This is a genomic window from Eoetvoesiella caeni (assembly GCF_003315175.1).
Classification (GTDB): Bacteria; Pseudomonadota; Gammaproteobacteria; order Burkholderiales; family Burkholderiaceae_B; genus Eoetvoesia; species Eoetvoesia caeni.
The window spans coordinates 458,781-477,664 of record NZ_QNRQ01000003.1 but is presented as its reverse complement, the minus strand read 5'-3'; the positions used below and the strand labels follow the sequence as shown (position 1 = coordinate 477,664).

22 protein-coding genes are annotated in these 18,884 nt (G+C 58.8%); 17 read left to right on the top strand and 5 right to left on the bottom strand.

Features of this window, described 5'->3' with window-relative positions; all coding sequences use genetic code 11:
- Positions 1 to 73: 73 nt before the first annotated feature.
- A complete protein-coding gene (locus tag DFR37_RS23120) occupies positions 74 to 394 on the bottom strand; it encodes a hypothetical protein (RefSeq protein ID WP_211317229.1) in 321 nt (106 codons plus the stop codon).
- Positions 395 to 415: 21 nt separating this feature from the next.
- On the opposite strand from DFR37_RS23120, the gene DFR37_RS08795 reads away from it, so the two are divergent.
- From DFR37_RS08795 to DFR37_RS08780, 4 genes are all read left to right on the top strand, one after another.
- Positions 416 to 616: a hypothetical protein gene (locus tag DFR37_RS08795; RefSeq protein ID WP_113932839.1), complete on the top strand. Its 201-nt coding sequence runs from the start codon at positions 416 to 418 to the stop codon at positions 614 to 616.
- A 301-nt stretch (positions 617 to 917) separates the two neighbouring features.
- Positions 918 to 1,364, top strand: a complete 447-nt coding sequence (locus DFR37_RS08790; protein ID WP_147251599.1) for a hypothetical protein — start codon at positions 918 to 920, stop codon at positions 1,362 to 1,364.
- 91 nt (positions 1,365 to 1,455) lie between these two features.
- Positions 1,456 to 1,821: a hypothetical protein gene (locus tag DFR37_RS08785; protein WP_113932887.1), complete on the top strand. Its 366-nt coding sequence runs from the start codon at positions 1,456 to 1,458 to the stop codon at positions 1,819 to 1,821.
- 47 nt (positions 1,822 to 1,868) lie between these two features.
- The gene (locus DFR37_RS08780) at positions 1,869 to 2,207 is read left to right on the top strand and encodes a hypothetical protein (RefSeq protein WP_113932837.1); all 339 of its coding nucleotides are present in this window, start codon (positions 1,869 to 1,871) and stop codon (positions 2,205 to 2,207) included.
- A gap of 147 nt (positions 2,208 to 2,354) precedes the next feature.
- Here the strand turns inward: DFR37_RS08780 and DFR37_RS08775 are convergent, their stop codons facing one another.
- The gene (locus DFR37_RS08775) at positions 2,355 to 2,636 is read right to left on the bottom strand and encodes a hypothetical protein (protein WP_113932836.1); all 282 of its coding nucleotides are present in this window, start codon (positions 2,634 to 2,636) and stop codon (positions 2,355 to 2,357) included.
- Positions 2,637 to 2,925: 289 nt separating this feature from the next.
- Between DFR37_RS08775 and DFR37_RS08765 the strand changes: the two genes are divergently transcribed.
- Genes DFR37_RS08765 through DFR37_RS08730 form a run of 8 tightly spaced genes read left to right on the top strand, consistent with a single transcriptional unit; the run spans position 2,926 to position 11,859 of the window.
- Positions 2,926 to 3,891 carry a TrbG/VirB9 family P-type conjugative transfer protein gene (locus DFR37_RS08765; protein ID WP_242341740.1) on the top strand — a complete coding sequence of 322 codons (966 nt, stop codon included), beginning with the start codon at positions 2,926 to 2,928 and terminating at the stop codon, positions 3,889 to 3,891.
- Complete coding sequence (locus DFR37_RS08760; protein ID WP_113932835.1) at positions 3,888 to 5,483, top strand: hypothetical protein; 1,596 nt, start codon at positions 3,888 to 3,890, stop codon at positions 5,481 to 5,483. The genes DFR37_RS08765 and DFR37_RS08760 overlap by 4 nt, the downstream gene beginning before the upstream one ends.
- 11 nt (positions 5,484 to 5,494) lie before the next feature.
- On the top strand, positions 5,495 to 6,883 hold the full coding sequence (locus DFR37_RS08755; protein WP_113932834.1) for a type IV pilus inner membrane component PilO: 1,389 nt from the start codon (positions 5,495 to 5,497) through the stop codon (positions 6,881 to 6,883).
- A gap of 16 nt (positions 6,884 to 6,899) precedes the next feature.
- A complete protein-coding gene (locus tag DFR37_RS08750; protein WP_170139867.1) occupies positions 6,900 to 7,325 on the top strand; it encodes a hypothetical protein in 426 nt (141 codons plus the stop codon).
- Between the two features lie 5 nt (positions 7,326 to 7,330).
- On the top strand, positions 7,331 to 9,097 hold the full coding sequence (locus tag DFR37_RS08745) for a GspE/PulE family protein (RefSeq protein ID WP_113932832.1): 1,767 nt from the start codon (positions 7,331 to 7,333) through the stop codon (positions 9,095 to 9,097).
- Positions 9,094 to 10,227 carry a general secretion pathway protein gene (locus DFR37_RS08740; protein ID WP_113932831.1) on the top strand — a complete coding sequence of 378 codons (1,134 nt, stop codon included), beginning with the start codon at positions 9,094 to 9,096 and terminating at the stop codon, positions 10,225 to 10,227. Before DFR37_RS08745 ends, DFR37_RS08740 begins: the two co-directional genes overlap by 4 nt.
- A gap of 25 nt (positions 10,228 to 10,252) precedes the next feature.
- Positions 10,253 to 10,837, top strand: coding sequence for a type 4 pilus major pilin (locus DFR37_RS08735; RefSeq protein ID WP_242341741.1), 585 nt, complete (start codon positions 10,253 to 10,255; stop codon positions 10,835 to 10,837).
- Between the two features lie 32 nt (positions 10,838 to 10,869).
- The gene (locus DFR37_RS08730) at positions 10,870 to 11,859 is read left to right on the top strand and encodes a hypothetical protein (RefSeq protein ID WP_147251597.1); all 990 of its coding nucleotides are present in this window, start codon (positions 10,870 to 10,872) and stop codon (positions 11,857 to 11,859) included.
- A gap of 49 nt (positions 11,860 to 11,908) precedes the next feature.
- Here DFR37_RS08730 and DFR37_RS08725 read toward each other — a convergent pair whose 3' ends face one another.
- From DFR37_RS08725 to uraH, 3 genes are all read right to left on the bottom strand, one after another.
- Entirely contained in the window at positions 11,909 to 12,550 is a 642-nt protein-coding gene (locus DFR37_RS08725) for an aspartate/glutamate racemase family protein (RefSeq protein WP_113932828.1), read from the bottom strand.
- Positions 12,551 to 12,598: 48 nt separating this feature from the next.
- Positions 12,599 to 13,834, bottom strand: coding sequence for a urate hydroxylase PuuD (locus DFR37_RS08720; protein ID WP_113932827.1), 1,236 nt, complete (start codon positions 13,832 to 13,834; stop codon positions 12,599 to 12,601).
- Between the two features lie 79 nt (positions 13,835 to 13,913).
- Complete coding sequence (gene uraH, locus DFR37_RS08715; RefSeq protein WP_113932826.1) at positions 13,914 to 14,267, bottom strand: hydroxyisourate hydrolase; 354 nt, start codon at positions 14,265 to 14,267, stop codon at positions 13,914 to 13,916.
- A 177-nt stretch (positions 14,268 to 14,444) separates the two neighbouring features.
- On the opposite strand from uraH, the gene DFR37_RS08710 reads away from it, so the two are divergent.
- The 5 genes from DFR37_RS08710 to xdhA all read left to right on the top strand — a co-directional run bounded on the left by DFR37_RS08710 (position 14,445) and on the right by xdhA (position 18,871).
- Positions 14,445 to 15,197, top strand: a complete 753-nt coding sequence (locus tag DFR37_RS08710; RefSeq protein ID WP_113932825.1) for a GntR family transcriptional regulator — start codon at positions 14,445 to 14,447, stop codon at positions 15,195 to 15,197.
- A gap of 19 nt (positions 15,198 to 15,216) precedes the next feature.
- Positions 15,217 to 16,149, top strand: a complete 933-nt coding sequence (gene puuE / locus DFR37_RS08705; RefSeq protein ID WP_113932824.1) for an allantoinase PuuE — start codon at positions 15,217 to 15,219, stop codon at positions 16,147 to 16,149.
- Positions 16,149 to 16,667, top strand: coding sequence for a 2-oxo-4-hydroxy-4-carboxy-5-ureidoimidazoline decarboxylase (uraD, locus tag DFR37_RS08700; RefSeq protein ID WP_113932823.1), 519 nt, complete (start codon positions 16,149 to 16,151; stop codon positions 16,665 to 16,667). Before puuE ends, uraD begins: the two co-directional genes overlap by 1 nt.
- Before the next feature lie 109 nt (positions 16,668 to 16,776).
- On the top strand, positions 16,777 to 17,313 hold the full coding sequence (locus tag DFR37_RS08695) for an ureidoglycolate lyase (protein ID WP_113932822.1): 537 nt from the start codon (positions 16,777 to 16,779) through the stop codon (positions 17,311 to 17,313).
- A gap of 112 nt (positions 17,314 to 17,425) precedes the next feature.
- The gene (gene xdhA / locus DFR37_RS08690) at positions 17,426 to 18,871 is read left to right on the top strand and encodes a xanthine dehydrogenase small subunit (protein ID WP_113932821.1); all 1,446 of its coding nucleotides are present in this window, start codon (positions 17,426 to 17,428) and stop codon (positions 18,869 to 18,871) included.
- Positions 18,872 to 18,884: the final 13 nt, after the last annotated feature.

Below are 18,884 nucleotides of genomic sequence, written 5' to 3'. Positions count from 1 at the left end.
ACACCGCGCATCCTCCGATTTGCAGTGTCGAACCCTATCAGATCAACCGGCCAAGATAGTTGTCGCTGACCGGTCAAGTTAATTGTCGCTGAACAGCGGGCCACTTGGCGAAAGCAAAGACCCACAATGCAATCAAGTTTACGATCGGGATGAACGCCAGGATCACCCAGGCACGGCTGTAGCCGGCCTTTCCTATAACAACAGCCGCGGGTATGCCGATAACCACAAGGTAGGCCAATACCGGGAAAATCATCCCGAAGCCGTTCATTCCCATATGCATGATCTTTCCTTTGCAAGTTAAGGCTCGGATTGAACGCGCATGCGCCGCAGCAAGCCTGTTTGCAACTATAGCGCCAATCTCCAGCTTAAAAGCCGCAGGCGCCTGCGATGCCATGCGCTCCGTTAGAATAAGCCCATGAAAATTGCAATCATACTGCTCAGCATTCTTGGCGCCGCAGGCGTTTGGTGGCACGCCACGCGGGATAGTCGCCGCGGCGCCGTGCTGTCCCTTCCGCAAAAGCTGCGTATTGTGGCTAAAAGCGTGGTGGCGGGCGTGGTCTTGTATTTCGGGCTGCTGATTGTTGCTCTTCTGTATATGATGGCGACGGCTTCTTGAGCGACGGCAGCATGTTTTTCGGTCGTTGTCGTGTTTCAAGCGTCGCTCTTTTGCGAGGCCCGCATGAACCGGACCCTCACCATCAAGCTGACTTGCCCGCAAACTTAAAATACTATGTAATAAGCCTTACAAAACGTGGCAATCCTCTGTCATGGGCGTTACACCGATGATCGTGTGTGAGCGCCTGGCGGGGTTGCTGGTTCACGCTTGCTTCGTATTGCAACCCTCAGGCATTATGCGTCGGCTACTTTTCGCTTCATTCTCGTTGCTTTCCATGGTCATGGTTTCGGGGTCCAGTGTTATGGCCCAGTCGCAAACTTGGCCGCCGCTGCCTTCAAGACTTGATTTCGCGACGCCTTACGGGAAGTTGGGGATCAAGTCGTACGAATATGTGTACGAATCACGCTTGCAGATCGACGATGTCGAAATCCGCCCTCCGATAGAAGGCCTGCTCAATATTACTTACGCGTTCGACCTGCCCGATGCCGAGGCCGCGCTGGTTTCCGTCAGCGACGGCGACCTGCAGTGCCCGTTCAAGTATCGCTGGGTCGTTTTGCATCGCAAGGGTTATAGCGTTTCGCCGCCTATCGGCGCGTGTTCCGAGAAAATCAAAGTTTCTGTCAAAGGACGGCGGTTTTTTCTGGAAACACCCAATAATCAAAAGGCAGATAAAATAGATACTTATATTTACGATGGCAAGGCGTTGACGCGACGATCCCGCAAGTTCGTCCAGGCGCCGCAGCCCTGAACAGGCGCCATCCGCAACCATGCTCTGGGCAACGCCGCGATGCGCGGCGACACTTGCCTATCCATTATTATCAAATCCGGAAAGCACCATTTTGAATCCGACACCGAATGAATCCTGGGGGTTTCTACACCCCGAATGCCATGGCTATAACGCCATCTTATTTTTCAGTTGGGATTTGGCCAAGACCATAGAGCAGCAGTTCAAGCTGCACGCCAACTCGCCGTTGTCCATGCAACTATTCGAAGCGCAGAAGGCCGTGGATCGTTTGTTGAACCAGTATGTGCAGATACAGGCCAACCCAAAGGCGTTCGAAGGCCAAAGCATTACACTGAAGCTTGAAAGCGACGGCACCGACGAGGACGGCCGGCCTGTGCTGGCTTTGCAAACCTCGTCCGAACTCGAAGGCTTGATCCTTGAAATGCAATCGCAGTTGCAGTCGACACAAACCATCAATTAGTCGGGCATTTTCCTGGGCTATGGCAGTGCTTTTCTGGAGGCGATTTAATGACAGCTAGCACATGGGGCTATGAGCTCAAGGAATGCCGGGGCGACTACGCGCTTAGTTTGTTTCTGGACGACATTGATCGCGTAGTAACGCACTATTCGGCGCAAGAGGGCCAGATCGAGGCCAACCTGTTTCGCGCGCAGGCCGCTGCCAACAAGCTGCTGCAAGCGTACGATAAAAACGCCAAGGGAACGCAGGCGTTCAAAAACCAGTCCATTCAGATCAAGTCGGTCGTCGATGAAAACAATCTACTGCAATTCGTGCCGATTTTTTCTTCGGGCCTGAAAGACAGTTTGATTAAATTACTAAAACGTTCGAACCAGACTCAGGTCCATTAAAGGGCCGCTGCGTCGGTAGTACTTCAGGCACACGCCGTCCCAACAATTAAAAACGCCAAGCCTTGATGGGCTTGGCGTAGCGAATCGCATATGCGGCGCCAGAAAGCCGGTTCCCGGTCATGCATGGGGCGGCAACGGACGGGCTTATTAGTAGATTGGTGTGCGATTAATGGAGATCAGCAGCTCGTTTAATGCCTGGCGGGTGTGTTCGCTGGTATTGTCGTCGCCAATCGCTTGTTGCAGCTTGGCCTCTAGAGCCGTTCCTTGTGCCGTACGCAATGCTTCCGGCAGCTCGTTAAGTTGCTCTGTGAAGGACGCGGAATATTCGTCGCTTAGACCAGTCAGATCGGCGAAATCGATTTCGCCAGTCTCGTGCTGGCGTGCGATCTTCAATGCCCGGGCCCAGTATTGCTCAACCAGTGCGTTCATGATGAGTCTCCTGTAGTAAGAGCTGATGATGGCATCGCTCGGTGCGAAGCCAGAGTAATCCATTTGTCGAGTTTTGCGTTTGTTTTGTTTTGCCCTGTTTTAGGTTGTGCTTTAAATAACATCTTTAGTCATTTGATTTATAAGTAGTTACGCTGCCATTTATTTTGGTTAGCGAATTGTGACAAAAGCTTCTATTCGTATATCTCGGTCTGGCGGCGCCATATTCTGGCGTGCAAGATTGTTTCCGTGCAGATCTGTCGAGATCGGTTTCGCAAGGGGAATACGAATCATGCTTGCAAAGTATGCCGCGGCGCTGGCCGTGCTTCTGCTGGGTGGGTGCGCCGGCTTGCCGGATTGGAAGCTATTTGCAGGTCCCAAGAATCATACGTCTGTCGCGGGTTCCGGCGAATTCGATTTCTCCTGGCGCTTGTCCGGCGAGCCTTCCGTGGCGCCCTTGCAGGTCTTCGACAACGGGCGCCGGATGTGGCTGCAATTTGCGCCTGAACAGCCCATACCCGCTGTGTTCGCCCGTACAGCCGAAGGCGACCGCTTGCTCGAGTATCGGCGCGAAGGTCCTTATGTAGTGCTTGACCATGTATGGCCGCACCTGCTGTTGCGCGGCGGGATGCAAAGCAGCCGCATCGACCGAATCGTGCCTGGCTCCAGTGTATATTCGAATCCAGAGGCCGGACCAGAGCCCATGGCGCCTGACGTTGCGGCGCCGGTGGCATCAGTCGGAGCCGCTGAACCTGCTGGCCGGCCGGTTGCAGCGGAGTTAGCTGTCGCGGGCGAACTGGCGGCAACGCCGGCGGACTCGGTTCGCGCCACGCCGCTTGCTTTATCGCGGGCCGGTTCACTTTCGTTGGCCTATTCCGTTCCAAGCGTTACGGCAATCGACGTTGCCGACGCGGCAGACACCGCGTCCACAAGTGTGCCCGATATATCTTCGCACATGGCGGGCGCAGCCTACGACGTCAGTCCGAAAGACCAGAACATGCGCCTTGCGCTGGTACGTTGGGCCGGTCTGGCAGGGTGGACGTTCGACGCCGAGCATTGGTCGGTGGACGCCGACATTCCTATTGCGGGCTCGGCCCGGTTTCAGTTGGACTTCAAGCAGGCGGTGCAGGCCTTGATGGCGGCAACCGAACTGGCCGACCGCCCGCTGCAACCTTGTTTTTACTCCAACAAAGTATTGCGCATTGTTCCCTATGCCCAGCCATGTAATCGAGTGGCCTCATTGTCGGGGAACTCATGAGCACCGTATGGCGTCTGTGTCTGGTTGCGCTTTGCTGCGCCATTATGTCGGCATGCGCCTTGGGCGAAAAGGTCAGGCAAATTACTTTGTCGGCCATGCGCGCTCAAGACGATGTGCAAGATCGTCACCGCGAATTTGCGCTTGCCGCCTCCGACGACGGCGCGCGGCGGGCCGCGCAAGAAGTCGGGCAGCCGTGGCTTGCCGGCCGTGCCCAACCGCTGGCGCGTGAAGCGACCATGCCTGTGGCTCTGCGCGCCAATGTCAATACGACGCTGTTGTTCAACGGCGCCGCCTTTGACCTGGCGCAACTTGCGCCACGCATTACGGCGGCAACCGGTATTCCCGTTTATGTACGTCCCGATGCCATGTTGCCGCTTGACGTTTTTGCGCCGCGCCTGGCATCGTCGGCCATGCTCAAAACGCAGGCTCCGGCCAGCGCACCCGCCATAAATCCGTCCAGCGGTCCAGAGCCGCTCTCTGGAATATTGGACCGTATCGGCGCTCGGTTAGGCGTCATGTGGCGCTACCAGAACGGACGCATCGAGTTCTATCGTACTGAAACGCGCGTATTCAACGTCCGCGCCCTGACGCTCAATGCCAATGCCGAGGCAACTTTGGGATCAAGCCGTGCCACCAAGGCCGAAGGCTTCGCCAGCACATCCAAGACGACGCTGTCGGCCGGCAAACATGACCTGCTTGAGGTGGTGCGCCTGCGCATAGAACCCTTTCTTTCTCAGGCGGGGATATTGGTGGCGGAACCCGGTGCCAGCTCCTCCATTGTCGTTACCGACATCCCCGAGGTCCTGCAGCGCATTGCCCTGTATCTCGAGCAAGAAAACCGTGCACTCACACGTCGTGTACGGCTGATTTTCGATGAGGTTACGTTGATCAAGCGCGATTCTGCCGAAGCGGGCTTCGATTGGAACCTGGTTTTTTCCAGCGCCAAGGTCGTGGCGGCGGCATCAATGCCAAGCGCCAGCGCCGCCGAGGTGGCCAGCGCAGGCATAGGGCTGGCGGAGGGCCAGTTCAAAGGCTCCGAGGCCGTGGTCAAAGCCTTGAGCCAAGTAGGACAGGTAGTGCGGCGCAGCAGCCTGCCCGTGCTTACCTTGAACAGGCGGCCCGTCTCGCACGCGGTTCGAACGACGTTTTCATACATCGACAGGGTCGAAACAGCGGCATTGCCTTCGGGTGCCGGTACGGTGCTCCCCACTGTTTCGGTAAGCCAGAAAGAAGAAACAGTCGGTTCATTGCTTACCTTGGTTCCCGATGCGCAAGAAGATGGCCAGATCCTGCTCTCGGTGGCTTACGACAATACTGTGGCTCAGCCGCTTAAGTCAGTGACCTTCGGCGACAAGTCCAACCCGCTGCAACTGCAGCAGGTCACCATCGACGGCAATGGAACCGTGCAGCAAGTAGCTTTGCGTCCCGGCCAGCCGTTGGTGATTTCGGGCTTCGACCGCACGCAGGAAGAAACCGAAGGGCGTAGGTTGAATCCCGGCATGCCCATGGCGCTGGGCGGCAGCGATCGCGCTTCGTCGCAGCGATTGGCAACTGTCGTAGTGGTGACGGCGCAAGTGGAAGAAGGTTTTTAAGCGGGCACGCCATGGACGACGCATTGATTCTTCCGGTTTCTTCCCGTTCATTGGTCTTCGGCCTGGACTGGTTGCCTTTGCTTAGCGGACGCGCGGCGCGTACGGCGTATCGCATGGCGCGGCAGAGACGTGCAACGCATGTGGTTGTGGCCGGCGAAACCGCCGGTGCCGTCGGGCTTGCCAGCATACAAGCACGGCATCGCGGCAGCCAGGCCATACTGCATTCGGCAGCGCAAAGTCTTGCGCGCCTTTATGGATCGGGAACCGTTGCGTTATTGCTGGAATTGTCCGAGGGGCATCATTGGCTGGTTGCCATCCACGAAGGCGCGGTCGTCGCCCGGACAGACAGGATCTTTCGTTCACCGGGACAGGCCGGACAAGGCTTGGGCGAACTCAAGCAAGCTTTTCCGCAGTTGACCATATTGGGTGAAGAGCAGTCGCCTGCGGCGCCTTCCTTGGCTGCGCTGGCCGCCGCCAGCGATGGGCATTCGCGCTTGCTGCCGGTTGCACGCTACGGAAGATTGCCCCAGCCCGCGCAACGGTTGTTGCTGGCAACCCTTGTGGCGTTCTTGCTATGGCGGGCATGGGCTATGCTGCGGCCCGCCGTACCGGCTGCGTCGCCCATGCCGGCGGTCGATGCCGGCCAAGCCTGGCGCCAAGCGACAGAGCAGGCGGGCCGGGCCATTGCCGTGCACGGCGTGCAGGGTACCCAGACGGTACTTCACAGCTTGTACCAGCTTCCTGTGCGCATTGCGGGATGGTCGTTGGTCAGCGCCGATTGTGTGCCCGAAGCGGCTGGCGATTGGCATTGCCGCGCGCGCTACCTGCGTGATGAGCCGCTGGCCAGCAATGAAACACTGCTTGAAAAAGCACCGTCTGCCTGGTCGATTGAATTTTTATCCATCGACCAGGCGCAGCCTGCGTGGCGCTTGCGAACAACCGCGCAGTCCTTGACTCGAGCCCGAATTCGCAGCGCCCCGCATAACGAACGTCATTTATGGAGTTCCTTGCAAGCAATACAACCGGCGTTCTCGAGCTTGCAGTTGGGCCGCCCCATGCCCTTGGCTGTGATCGCTCCGCGCGATGCGCAGGGCAAGCCGGTGCCGCGCCCGCAGAACCTGCAAACCTATATTACGCGACCCGTTCGCTTCGATGGTCCATTGCGTTCGGCCAGTGTGCTGCTGCCTTATACCGAGTCCATCAGTTGGAAAAGAATAACGCTGTCGCTGCGCGATGCGCGAGCGGTGGATGTGCGAACAAGTCGCTTGCATGCGTCTTTTCAAGGAGACCTTTATGAAACCCAGGCCGAACCCGAAAGCCGACCCAAGCCGCTTGATGCCGCGCATAATACGGCGGTGGCTCAGTTGCCGGGCGCCGTTGCGGCTGCGTCATCGCCGTGATGCCTTGCTGTTTTGCATGCTGTGCGCGTTGCTCGCGGCCATGGCTGGCCGGGCGCGCGCCACGCCGTCGCAGGCGCCGACTCTTGAGTTCGACCAGATGTCGGTGCGCGAATTGATGCGGCTTGATTCGGCCTTGGCCTTAAGCCAAACCAAAGCCAAGCTGCAGGGTCAAAAAGACACGCAGGGCAGTGTTGTGCTGGGTAGCGAAGCAAAACCGCGGTTGCAGGCCATCTACGGGGTGGGCAAGAAGCTGGCCGCTGAAGTGCGTGTCGGTTCGGCAACCTATGTATATATGCGCGGCCAGCCCTTTCCAGTGGGCCAGCGCCATGCCGACGAGTCGCTTTTTGTCTTGCGCGATATAAGCCCCAGTTGCGTGCGTCTTGAACGCCAGGCGCAAAAATTGAATCTCTGCCTGGCCGCGCATTCGTCCTCAGGAAGGTGATAGCCATGCGTATTTCATGGGGCGGGCCAGCAAAGCCGCGTATTCCGGACAGCGCTTTGCCAGGATCGCGTTTCGATGCCTCCACTGCTGTGCCCATTTCCAGCCTTGAAGAGTTGCTGGCGCTCGAACCGGGCTTGCTGCGGTCTTTAAGCGCCGAGCTGGGCGTGGAAGAAATCACGGCAAGACTGTGCCCCGCGCTGTTGTCGGATAACTCCGTTGCCATACTGTCGCTTGCGGAGCATGTAGGCAGCGATCAGGCCGATGAGCTGGCGCGGCACATACAGCGCTGCGGCTACAGCATGGCAACGCCATCGCGCTATGTACTGGCCGCACCGCTGCTGTTGGCGATCGCGCGCGATCAAGTAGGTCCGCGCACGCCGGGACGGCCGAATCCTTCGGTGCGCCAGCATTCGCGTACGGCTTTGGCACAGGCCTTTCACGACATGGTCGAGTGGGGAGTGCGGCACGGCGCCAGCGACCTGCATATTAATATCAGGCAAGGCGAAGCCGACTCCGAGGTCAAGTACACGATATCGGGTCGCTATATCGCACCTCAGCGGTTTTGCCGCATGCCGACCAGCATGCTGGTCGATATGCTTTCGGTTGCATGGATGGATATCCGCGGCGGCAACGGTGCGGTGTTCGATCCGGGGGCAGAGCAGCAAGGCAGCTTGCTGAAAGAAGTCGACGGGCGCCCGGTATTGCTGCGCTGGGCTTCACTTTCTGCCGACCCGGGGCCCAGCGTGTGCATCAGGCTGCTGGAACGCGAGGCGGGCTCAATAGGATTGACTCTGGAGCAACTGGGCTATCTGCCGCGGCAAGTGCAGGCTATCGATCAAGCCATGCAAACCGAGGGCGGAGCCATTGTGTTCGCCGGCGCGGTAGGGTCGGGTAAGTCCACGACGCTTGCTTCCCTGATCGCTCGTCTTGCCGAAGACCGCAAGGTGGTGACGCTGGAGGACCCGGTCGAATACCTTATTCCCCGGGCTATCCAAAATACTGTTGTGCGCGACTTTTCCGCTCATCAGTATGACGCCTTCGGAATCAAGCTGCGGGCTCTGAAACGTTCGGCCATGAACGATGTCTTGCTTGGTGAAATACGCGACAAGGAAACTGGCGCCGCCTTCATGGATTTGGCGGGTTCCGGGGTCAATGTTTATACGACCACGCACGCACTGTCGGCCGCGCTGATCACAGATCGCCTGGCGTCGGACTTTATTGGAATGTCGCGTGACTTCCTTGCCACGCCGGGGGTACTCAAGCTTCTGGTTTATCAGGTGCTGCTGCCCAAGCTGTGTCCCGCTTGTTCCGTGCCGGCGTCAGCGCTATGGGAGGGCAAGCCGGTACCGGCAATGCGGGGGCGCACGGCCAGCCAGTGGAAGTACTGGGCGCAACGAACCGCACAGCGGTTCGGCGGCGACCCGGCTGCTTTGCGCGTGCGCAATCGCTTGGGCTGCCCCCAATGCCACACCGGCCAGCTTGCCGCGCTGGCCGGCTATAAAGGCCGTACGGTAGTGGCCGAATATATCGAACCGCCTTCCAGCCCGGGCTTTCTTGAAAGCGTTCGCAGCAACGATAGCCTTGCCTATTGGCGGGCCATGGCCCAAGACCGTTCCGGCGCGGGCATGACGTCCGCTTTCGCTTGCGCAATGCAAAAGGCCTGGCGCGGCGAGGTCGATCCGCACGATATTGAGCAACGTTTCGGTTGTTTCGAAAAGCACGACAGCGCAGCCGGTCTGCATGCCGCTCTTGTCGGCCGGGTATCGGCATGAGAAGGCCTGCGCTGGCGCGGGCGTTCGATGCGTGGGTTCAGGGCACGGTTCTGCTTTTTGACCGATGGGGATTCGCCGGCCAAAGGGCCGACTACTTTGAATATTTGTCGGTTCTTATTGCCGCAACGCAAGGCCGTTTAACCGTCAAGAACATTTTCGAACAGGATGCCCGGCGCTACGGTGCACATACTGCAAGAGGCCGCTTGTCGCGACGCTGGGCGCAGGCTTATCAGGTTACCGGGGGCGACCTTTATGCAACATGGTTCGGATGCATGCCGCAGGCCGAACTCGGCCTGATACGCATAGCGCAATTTTCGGGCGGCAGGGTGTTTACGCATGCCCTTGGCAACCTGGCCGAGGCCGTGCAGCTGGAGCTGCGGGCCAGGCGCATTGTGTCGTCGACTTTATGGTCGGCCCTTCTGTCCTTGGCTGTTTTGCTGGCCATGGTGCTGGCGATTCCCTGGTATACGGTGCCTCAGTTGCAGCAAGTATTCGGCGCCGTGCCGCCCGAGTACTACGCGGGATCGACACGTTTCTTGTTCAGGTTCTCTACGTTCGTCCACGAGGCTTGGGCACTTGTTGTCATTTCAAGTTTCGCAGGTTTTGCCGCGCTGCTCTGGTCGCTGCCCAATTTCACAGGTCCGCTACGCGAAACCCTGGATCAGTGTTTTGTGTGGCGCATTTATCGCAACGTTCACGCCGTGCATTGCCTGGCGCTTATCACCATCGCCTTGGCGCGCAACGATACGGCCTCGACCCAGTTGCGCACGGCCTTGCTGATGCAAAGAGTCGGCGCTTCGCCCTGGCTGGGCTGGCATCTTGATGCCATGCTAGCCCGTGTGGACGCGGGCTTGACCGGTGCTGCAACTTTCGACACGGGCTTGCTCGACCGCGACCTGTACTGGTTTTTCAGCGACATGGCCCAGGCCCATGGCCTGGCCCAAGGGCTGGTGCTGTTGCGCCAGCGCCTGAAAGACCGGGTTCTGGACAAGGTGGCCGCGCAGGCCAAGGCGCTGCGCTGGGCGGTGCTGCTAAGTTGTTTGACCGGTCTAATAGCCATGGCGCTTTGGCACTACGCTGTCATCGACGAGTTGCGCCGGTCTTTGATGTTTTTTTATGCCAGCCAATAAGGCCGGCCTTACTCAAGGAGTCGATATGTCTGCAATACCTACTATGGTTACATACCGCCATGCCGCATGTCAGCGGGGCTTTTCATTGATTGAAGTATCCATTGTGACGGCTATCGTGCTGTTGCTGGCAATCATCAGCATTCCGGCCATTGGCGGATATGTCATCGAGAACAAAGTCCCCAAGGTAGGCGAGGAACTGGCGCGTTTCATTCTGCAAACCAAGGTCAATGCTCCCAATGGCTCCGCAACGCCTTATGCCGACATAGACACCCGGCATTTTGCCAAGCTTGTACGCGATTCCAGCATCTTCTCGGTGTCGGGCACCGATACGGCTACCCGGGTGCTGCATGGCCTTGGCGGCAATGGCGAAGTGCTTGTGGCGCCGGCCGAGTCAGGCACGGCATTCTCCATTACGCTGTCCGGGGTGAACAACGTGGCATGTCCTTCCATTGCGTCCATCATGCAGCGCGTGTCCGAGTCCATCACAATTGCGGCCGAAGGACAGGCGGCGGCGGTGGTCAAGGACCCCGCGACGCCATATAGTGCGCTGACCGCCGAGGCGCAATGCGCGCAAGGCGACGTCAATACGTTTGTGTTTCAAAGCAGCTAGGCGGCGGCATGCGCAGGCAACGCGGATTCGCCATGCTTGAACTGACAGCCGCTTTGCTGATAACTGTCCTGCTTGCGGTTTGGGGCGCCAGCCAGTTGGTCAATCGCATCAATGACGGAGCGACGCAGGCGGCGGCTGTCTGGATGTCGTCGGTCAGGATGGCGGCCCATGCCTATCTCGATCGGAACAAAACCGTCTTGCAAGAGGCTGTTGCTAAAACCGAATTGGCGCAATTGGGCTATGCGGACTGGTCTCGCCCCAGCCTTGCTGAACTCAAGAACGCGGGTCTGTTGTCGGCGGGCTTTCCCGAGTATGGCCTGCGCGGCATGCAAGCCGTGCTGCGGGTAATGCGTAGCGGGCCGTGTCCCGGCAGCAATTGCCGCCTTGAAGCCTTGGTCTATGGCAGCATTCCTCTCTCTGTCGCGGTGCCTTCGGGCCCGCACGAACAAATGCTTGCGCAATGGCTGCTGGCGGCGCAAGGGCAGGGCGGGGCGGTTACCGAAGTCCGGCCGAATGTCGTCGGCGGAAGCGCTTTCGAGTTTCCAAATCCGCCGCTTGCGGACAACGAAACTTTGCCGGTCGGGACGGTCGCGATGGCGGTCACAGCCGAACAGCTGGCGGCATCGGACTATTTGCGCGTGCGGGATTCGCGCGACCCCCAATTCCAGAACAGTCTTACGGTCTCCGGCGACATACACGCGCAGGCATCGATTGCGGTGCATGACCATCTTTCGATCGGCGCTCAAGCGCTGGAGCGCTCGTTCTGTGCAAAAGAAGGCCTGATCGCAAGGGCACAGTTTGGCGGCTTGCTGGTATGCCAGGCGCAAATGTGGGCCTCCGCAGGAGGCAGGGGCGGCGGAGGTTATTCCACCAATAGCAAAACAGGCTGCGGGGCCGGGGCTTATAACCCAATCACTGGATCATGTTCTTGCCCGCCTGGTTACGGAGCTGTACGCATTGCCGAGAGTGGCTCAATAACCGCCGCCGAAGGGCTGACACGCGGCTACCTGTGCGTAAGTTGAACCGTGCCTAAGCGTTTGCCGCTACGGGCTGTTATATCGTGTGCGGAAATCAAGCGGCATCAAGCTGCGTGCGCAGCAATTCGACAGAGCTGTCGACAGTAGTCAGCACAGGAACAGGAACTCGCTGCGCAACCAGCGGGGCCGCCCGCGCAAGGCTGAACTGGGCCAGCGCGATTACGTCGCAGCCGCGGGCGTGTAGACGCTTGGCGGCTGCGGCCGCCAGTTCATCGTGCCCAGCAGCATCGCCCGCATTAAGGGCGGCCAGTGCGCCTTCCGCCAACTCGGTGTCGACCTGAACGCTTCCGGGAAACTCGGCGGGCATCGAAGCCAGTGTCGGCGCGAACGTAGCCACCAGGCCTATCCGTTTTCCGGCTTTGGCCGCCAGGCCGATCATGGCTTCATTTGGTTTAAGCACCGGAATAGTCGAATGTTTGCGGGCCACGGCTTCGATGCATGGCCCGAAGGCCGAACAAGTAAACAATATGGCCTGTGCCCCGCAGCCAACGGCGTAATCGCTTAGGGTAAGAAAACGTTCGTTCATGCGCTCGTCCAGCGAACCCTTGCTTAAGTCGGCCGACAAACTGTCGTCAAGCAAATTCATCAGGACGGCTTGAGGCCACAATCGCGAAAACGCTTGATTGATCGGTGCAACCGATTGGGCCAGGGCGTGGATGAGGGCTATGCGGGTCATGAGGATTTGGTCCAAGAATATATGCGTCGCGCGATACTGATCAGCGACTTATTTGCCCGGCCAGGCGGCAATGAGCGCGCGTTCTTCGTCGGTCATTTTCGTCATGTTGCCCAGGGGCATGTATTTGCTGGCTATGACCTGCTTGATCAGTGCCGGGTGTGCCAGCACTTCTTGTTCGGTTTCCAGAAGGATGCCGGCCGGCGCCGAGGCGAAGCCGGGCTGGCTGGGCTTGGCGGCATGGCACTGCACGCAACGGGCATGCATGATGTCCACTGCCTGCTTGGTGCTGGTAACGGCTGCGACAGTTGTTGCAGTACCGCCAGCCGATTGGCTTGCGATTGCCGGGGCCTTCGGCGCGGCAGGCGCCGCCAGCCAGGCAATGACAACCAGCAGCAGTACGCCCACAATGGGATAGACGAGTTTGTTCTGACCCATATGGCGCAGCACAAAATACTGCCGTATGGCCGCGCCCGAGAAGATGAACAGGCTCATGACGATCCAGGCATGCGGGCCCGAGAACGTGAACGAGTAATGATTGCTTAGCATCAGGAAGACGACGGGCAGGGTGAAGTAAGTGTTGTGCACCGAGCGTTGCTTGCCGCGCTTGCCGTCCAGGGGATTGGGTTTTTCGCCGGCCTTCAAGGCATTGACCATGCGGCGCTGGCCGGGAATGATCCAGAAGAAAACATTGGCCGACATGCTGGTGGCCATGACGGCCCCGGTAATGAGGAAGGCGGCGCGACCCTGGAAGATTTGCGTGCTCAGGTAAGCCACGACAACCATCATGACGGCTACCGCAATGCTCAGGACGCCGTCGTTTTCCATATTGGGACTGATGCGCTGGCATAGCTGGTCGTAGACAAACCAGCCCAGCACCAGAAACAGCACGGCAATAAGGCTGACCTGCCAGCCTGTCAACGCCGCGGCCCAGGCCCATTCGCTGCCGGGATTGGCCAGGTAGAACGAGGGTTTGACCAGATAAAGCACGGCAAACAGCGCAAAGCCCGACAGCCAGGTCGTGTAGGCCTTCCAGAACGACCAGTGCAGGTCGTCGGGCAGTTCGGCGGGGTTGGTCAGGTACTTTTGGTTATGGTAGAAGCCCCCGCCATGCACGGCCCACATTTCGCCGAAGACGCCGCGCTTTTTGCTTTCTGCGCCGCGAGGCGGATGCAGGCTGTTGTCCAGCATGACGAAATAAATGGATTCGCCAATCCAGGCGATGGCCGCAATGACATGCAGCCATCGTAATAGCAAATTGCCGAACTCCATTAAATATGCATCCATCTCTTTCTTCCGTTGTCGTGATCGTAAGGTCGCTATTGACGCGGCGGTTTATTCGGCAAGAGAGCCTGTTGGGTTCTTTCTAGCTGCCGCGATAGGTTGAGTAGGTCCAGGGGGTTACAACCAGCGGCACATGGTAGTTTTCGGTCGGATCGGCAATGCCGAAGCGCAGCACCACTTGATCCAGAAAACGGGGTTTCGGCATTTTTACACCCTTCTGGGCGAAGTAATCGCCCGCGCCGAATACCAGCTCGTAGACGCCGGCTTTCATGCCTTCGCCCTGCAACAGGGGCTCGTCGCAGCGCCCATCGCTGTTGGTGGTGGCTTCTTTAAGCAAGTGCCGTGTTTCGCCGCGTATGGCGTAAAGCTTGATGCCGACGTTTTGGGCGGGTTTGCCGTGCATGGTGTCCAGCACGTGGGTGGAAAGCTTTCCCATAGATATCTCCGGTTTCTACCTTGAGGCCAAGCATACCGCCGGCTGACAAGAGCTTATTTTGGCATTGTTTGCGATGTGTTTCGAAAATCGTTAACAATTTATGTTGACGATTCTGTTTTAGGTGTCAATAATTGTCAATAGTGAATTTCCATATCGAGACATCAAAAGGGCTTAGTCATGCTTTATCTGGATGAGCGTCAGGATCGGGTCGCCGATAGCGCCGCGCCCAGGGCTTCGTCTCTGCTTGAAGGCAGTGCGCCCGGCTCGGATGTCGACCGCATTTATGCCGAAATTTTCGATGCGGTCATGGACAGGCGCCTGCTTCCCGGTGCAAAACTGACCGAGTCCGCGCTGTGCCAGATATTCGATTGTTCGCGCGCCACGGTACGCGGCGCACTGGCGCAATTGGCGTACGACAAGCTTGTTGTGCAACTGCCCAACCGGGGCGCCTTTGTCTGGCAGCCCGGAGCCAAAGAAACTCAAGACGTGTTCGATGCACGGCGCGCCCTTGAATGCCTGCTTATCGACAAGCTGGTTGCATTGGACGATCTACCCCAGCGGCTGGCGCCTTTGCGTGAAATGGTCGAGCAAGAGCGCCGTGCGTTCGAGCAGGGCGACCGCATAAGCTGGTTGCGCCTGTCCAATGCATTTCACGTAAAAATGGCCAGCCTGGCCGGCAACGATGTCTTGACCGAAATGATGCATGGCCTGTGTTCACGTACCACGCTGATCATCGCGTTCTACGACACGCCCAGCTCCAGCACGTGTTCGTATGTCGAACATGAACAGATCCTGGACTTGCTGGCCCAGCGCAATGCGGAAGGCGCCAAGCAGGCCATGGCCCATCACTTGCAGGACTGCGAGCACCGCATGCACGAACCTACAACCTTCCAGGCGGACCCCTGGGCGGCTTTCAGCATAAAGCGTTAATCCGGCGGAGTTATTTCCCATGAATAAAGACTATCCTCGCGACCTGATCGGCTACGGCCGCAATCCTCCGCAGGCTGCATGGCCGGGCAAGGCACGCATAGCGCTGCAGTTTGTCATGAATTACGAAGAGGGCGGCGAAAACTGCGTGTTGCATGGCGATGCGGGTTCCGAGCAATTCCTGTCCGAAATCGTGGGGGCCGAGTCCTACTCCCAACGGCATCTGTCCATGGAGTCCATTTACGAATACGGTTCGCGCGCCGGCGTCTGGCGTATTTTGCGCGAGTTCGAGCGGCGCGGCCTGCCGCTGACTGTCTTTGGCATTGGCATGGCGCTGGAACGCAATCCCGACGCCGCGCGGGCCTTCGTCGAGCTTGGCCATGAAATCGCCGGCCACGGCTACCGCTGGATCCACTATCAGTCGGTGCCCGAAGAGGTCGAGCGCGAGCATATGCAGCGCTGCATCGAGATCATCAAAGGCATTACCGGAGAACATCCCCAGGGCTGGTATACCGGCCGCGACAGTCCCAATACGCGTCGCCTGGTGGCGGACGATGGCGGGTTCCTGTACGACTCGGATTATTACGGCGACGACTTGCCGTTTTGGATGGAGGTGACCAAGTCCGATGGCAGTATCAGCCCTCAACTTATCGTGCCGTATACCCTGGACACCAACGATATGCGTTTTGCGACGCCGCAGGGGTTCAACACCGGCGAGCAATATTTCACCTTCCTGAAAGACGCCTTCGACGTTCTGTACGCCGAAGGCGAGACAACACCGAAAATGCTGTCGGTCGGCATGCACTGCCGGCTGGTCGGGCGGCCTTCGCGCTTTGCGGGTTTGCAGCGCTTTCTTGACTACGTGCAAAAGCACGACAACGTATGGATCTGCCGCCGCGCTGACATTGCGCGGCACTGGGCCGATCACCATCCTTATCGAGCCGAGGCAAAATAATGAGCGAAACCATCAGCATGAACGAGCTCAACAACCTTTCGGCCGAAGATTTCGTGCGAGTCCTGGGCGGCATTTTCGAGCACTCGCCCTGGGTGGCCCAAGGGGTCGAAAAACAGCGTCCATTCGCCGGCGTGGCGGACTTGCACCAAGCCATGATCCAGTGCATAGAGCAGGCCGGGCAAGACGCCCAATTGCGCCTGATCCTTGCTCACCCGGAACTGGCGGGCAAGGCGGCGGTGCGCGGAGAACTTACCGCCGAGTCCAGTTCGGAACAAGCGGGGGCGGGGCTGGACAACTGTTCCGCAGAAGAGTTCGCTACGCTGACCGCGTTGAATCAAGCCTATCGCGAGAAATTCGGTTTTCCGTTCATCCTGGCCGTGCGCGGTTATGACCGGGCCGGCATCATCGAGCAATTCCAGCGGCGCCTGGGCCTGGCGCCCGAGGCCGAAATGGCCGAAAGCCTGGCCCAGATCTACAAGATCGGCCGCTTGCGCCTCGACGGCCTTATTCCGGGCTAGGGCGGTGTAGTGTGATCTTCGCTGAACAAAAAGGATATTCAGGCGCTGCCCGCGGCGCCCGCACAAGTAGAACGCTTGCGGCATGACCCGCGGGCTTAGGAGACAAAAAGTGCCCATATTGAAGTTGGAAAGACTCACCCAGTCGGCATTTGCCGGGTTTGGCGATGTCATTGAAATGAATGACCGCGACTGGTTTCATATAAATAACGGCAGTACGCGGCGCTACCATAACCAGTCCACCGTGCAGGTGACCGGAGCCGACGGCCAGGCCGGCATCAGCCTGGCGCGCGGCGATGCGTTCAAATTGCCGCAAACCGTCACCATGCTGGAACGCCACCCCTTGGGCAGCCAGTCGTGGATCCCCATGGACGGGGCTCCATTTCTTATTGTCGTTGCGCCCAATGGTGTCGACGGCCTTCCCGACGAAGCCGGCATACGGGCGTTTTACGCCGATGGCGGCCAGGGAGTGAATTATTTCCAGGGCACATGGCACCATCCGCTCATGACCTTGGGCCGGCAAGGCAGTTTTGTCGTGATCGACCGTATCGGCAGCGTTCCCAATTGCGACGAACGCGATTTGGCGCAACACTATACGATAGACGGAGCATTCAAGGACAAGGCGGTCCCGCCGCTGGTTTCGATGTAACACCTGGGCACGGGCACTTTATTGCCGTTTGAATGTCTGTACATATAGGCGCTGTCGTTTTGCAGTTTCAGCTTCGGCTGGCGCAGGCGAACAGGCCGGGAGAGAAAAGATCATGAGTCAAAGGCAGGTTGTCAGCTTTTACCTGAATGGGCAGTTGCAGCATGTGGCGCCCGCCACACCCACACAAACGGTTTTGCAATATCTGCGCGAGCAGGCCGGCCTGACAGGAACCAAAGAAGGTTGCGCCGAAGGCGACTGCGGAGCTTGCACGGTTACCGAGGCAAGCCTGAACGCCGCCGGGCAGGTCGAGTTCCGGTCCGTCAACGCCTGTATCCGGTTCTTGCCCACGCTGGACGGCCGCGCCATCTTCACCGTCGAAGCTGTGGCGGGCGAGGGCGGCCGCTTGCATCCGGTGCAGCAGGCCATGGTCGACCACCATGGTTCCCAGTGCGGCTTTTGCACGCCCGGTTTTGTCATGTCCATGTACACCATGTATCAAAACGGCCTGACCCGGCCCGTGCGCGAAGAGGTTCTTGATAACCTTTCGGGAAATCTATGCCGTTGCACAGGCTACCGGCCCATCATCGACGCTGCGCTCAATATGGGCAACTACCCCAAAGCGCGGCTCGATGTGGACCGCATTGCACAGCAACTCACCCAACTGCAGGCCGACTGCAAAGAGTCGCTGCGCCTGGAGGGCGCAGGCCAGCAGTATTTTGCGCCGGCAACGCTGGACGAGTTGGCCAATCTTTACGAAAGCCATCCCCAAGCCATGCTGTTGGCCGGGGGAACCGACGTCGGCCTTATGGTTACCAAGCAGTTGCGCAGCTTCGACCACATTATTTATTTGGGCAGCGTGCCCGAACTCAACCAGATCGAACGCGAACAGGACCGCCTGCGCATTGGCGCCACCGTGCTGCTGAACGAAGGCTATGAGGCCATTACCGGCGAATACCCCGAGGTCCTCGAAATGTGGAAGCGCTTCGCTTCCATGCCTATCCGAAATTCCGGCACACTGGTTGGCAATGTGGCCAACGGTTCGCCCATTGGCGACAGCGCCCCGTTCCTGATCGCCATACAGGCCAAGGTCGTGTTGCGCAAAGGCAAGCGCCGGCGTGAACTGGCGCTTGAAGACCTGTACCTGGACTACCGCAAGCAAGCCCGCGAACCAGGCGAGTTCGTCGAAGCGCTGCTGGTGCCGTTTCGCGCGGCCGACATCCACGTTGCCACGTACAAGCTTTCCAAACGCGTCGACCAGGACATTTCGGCAGTATGCAGCGCCTACGCGCTGAAGGTTGACCAGGGCAAGGTGGCTTCGGTGCGCATTGCCCATGGCGGCATGGCGGCCACGTCGCGCCGCGCGCCTCATGCCGAAAAGGCGCTGGGGGGGCAAGACTGGGACGAGGGCTCGGTGGCCAAGGCCATGCAAGCGCTTGAGCAGGATTACCAGCCCATGACCGATATGCGTGCAACCAGCGCTTACCGCCTGAAGGCTGCGCAAAATCTTCTATATCGTTTTTATCTCGAGAGCACCGGCATAACCGATACTCGCATTTAGTCAGGGGGGTCTT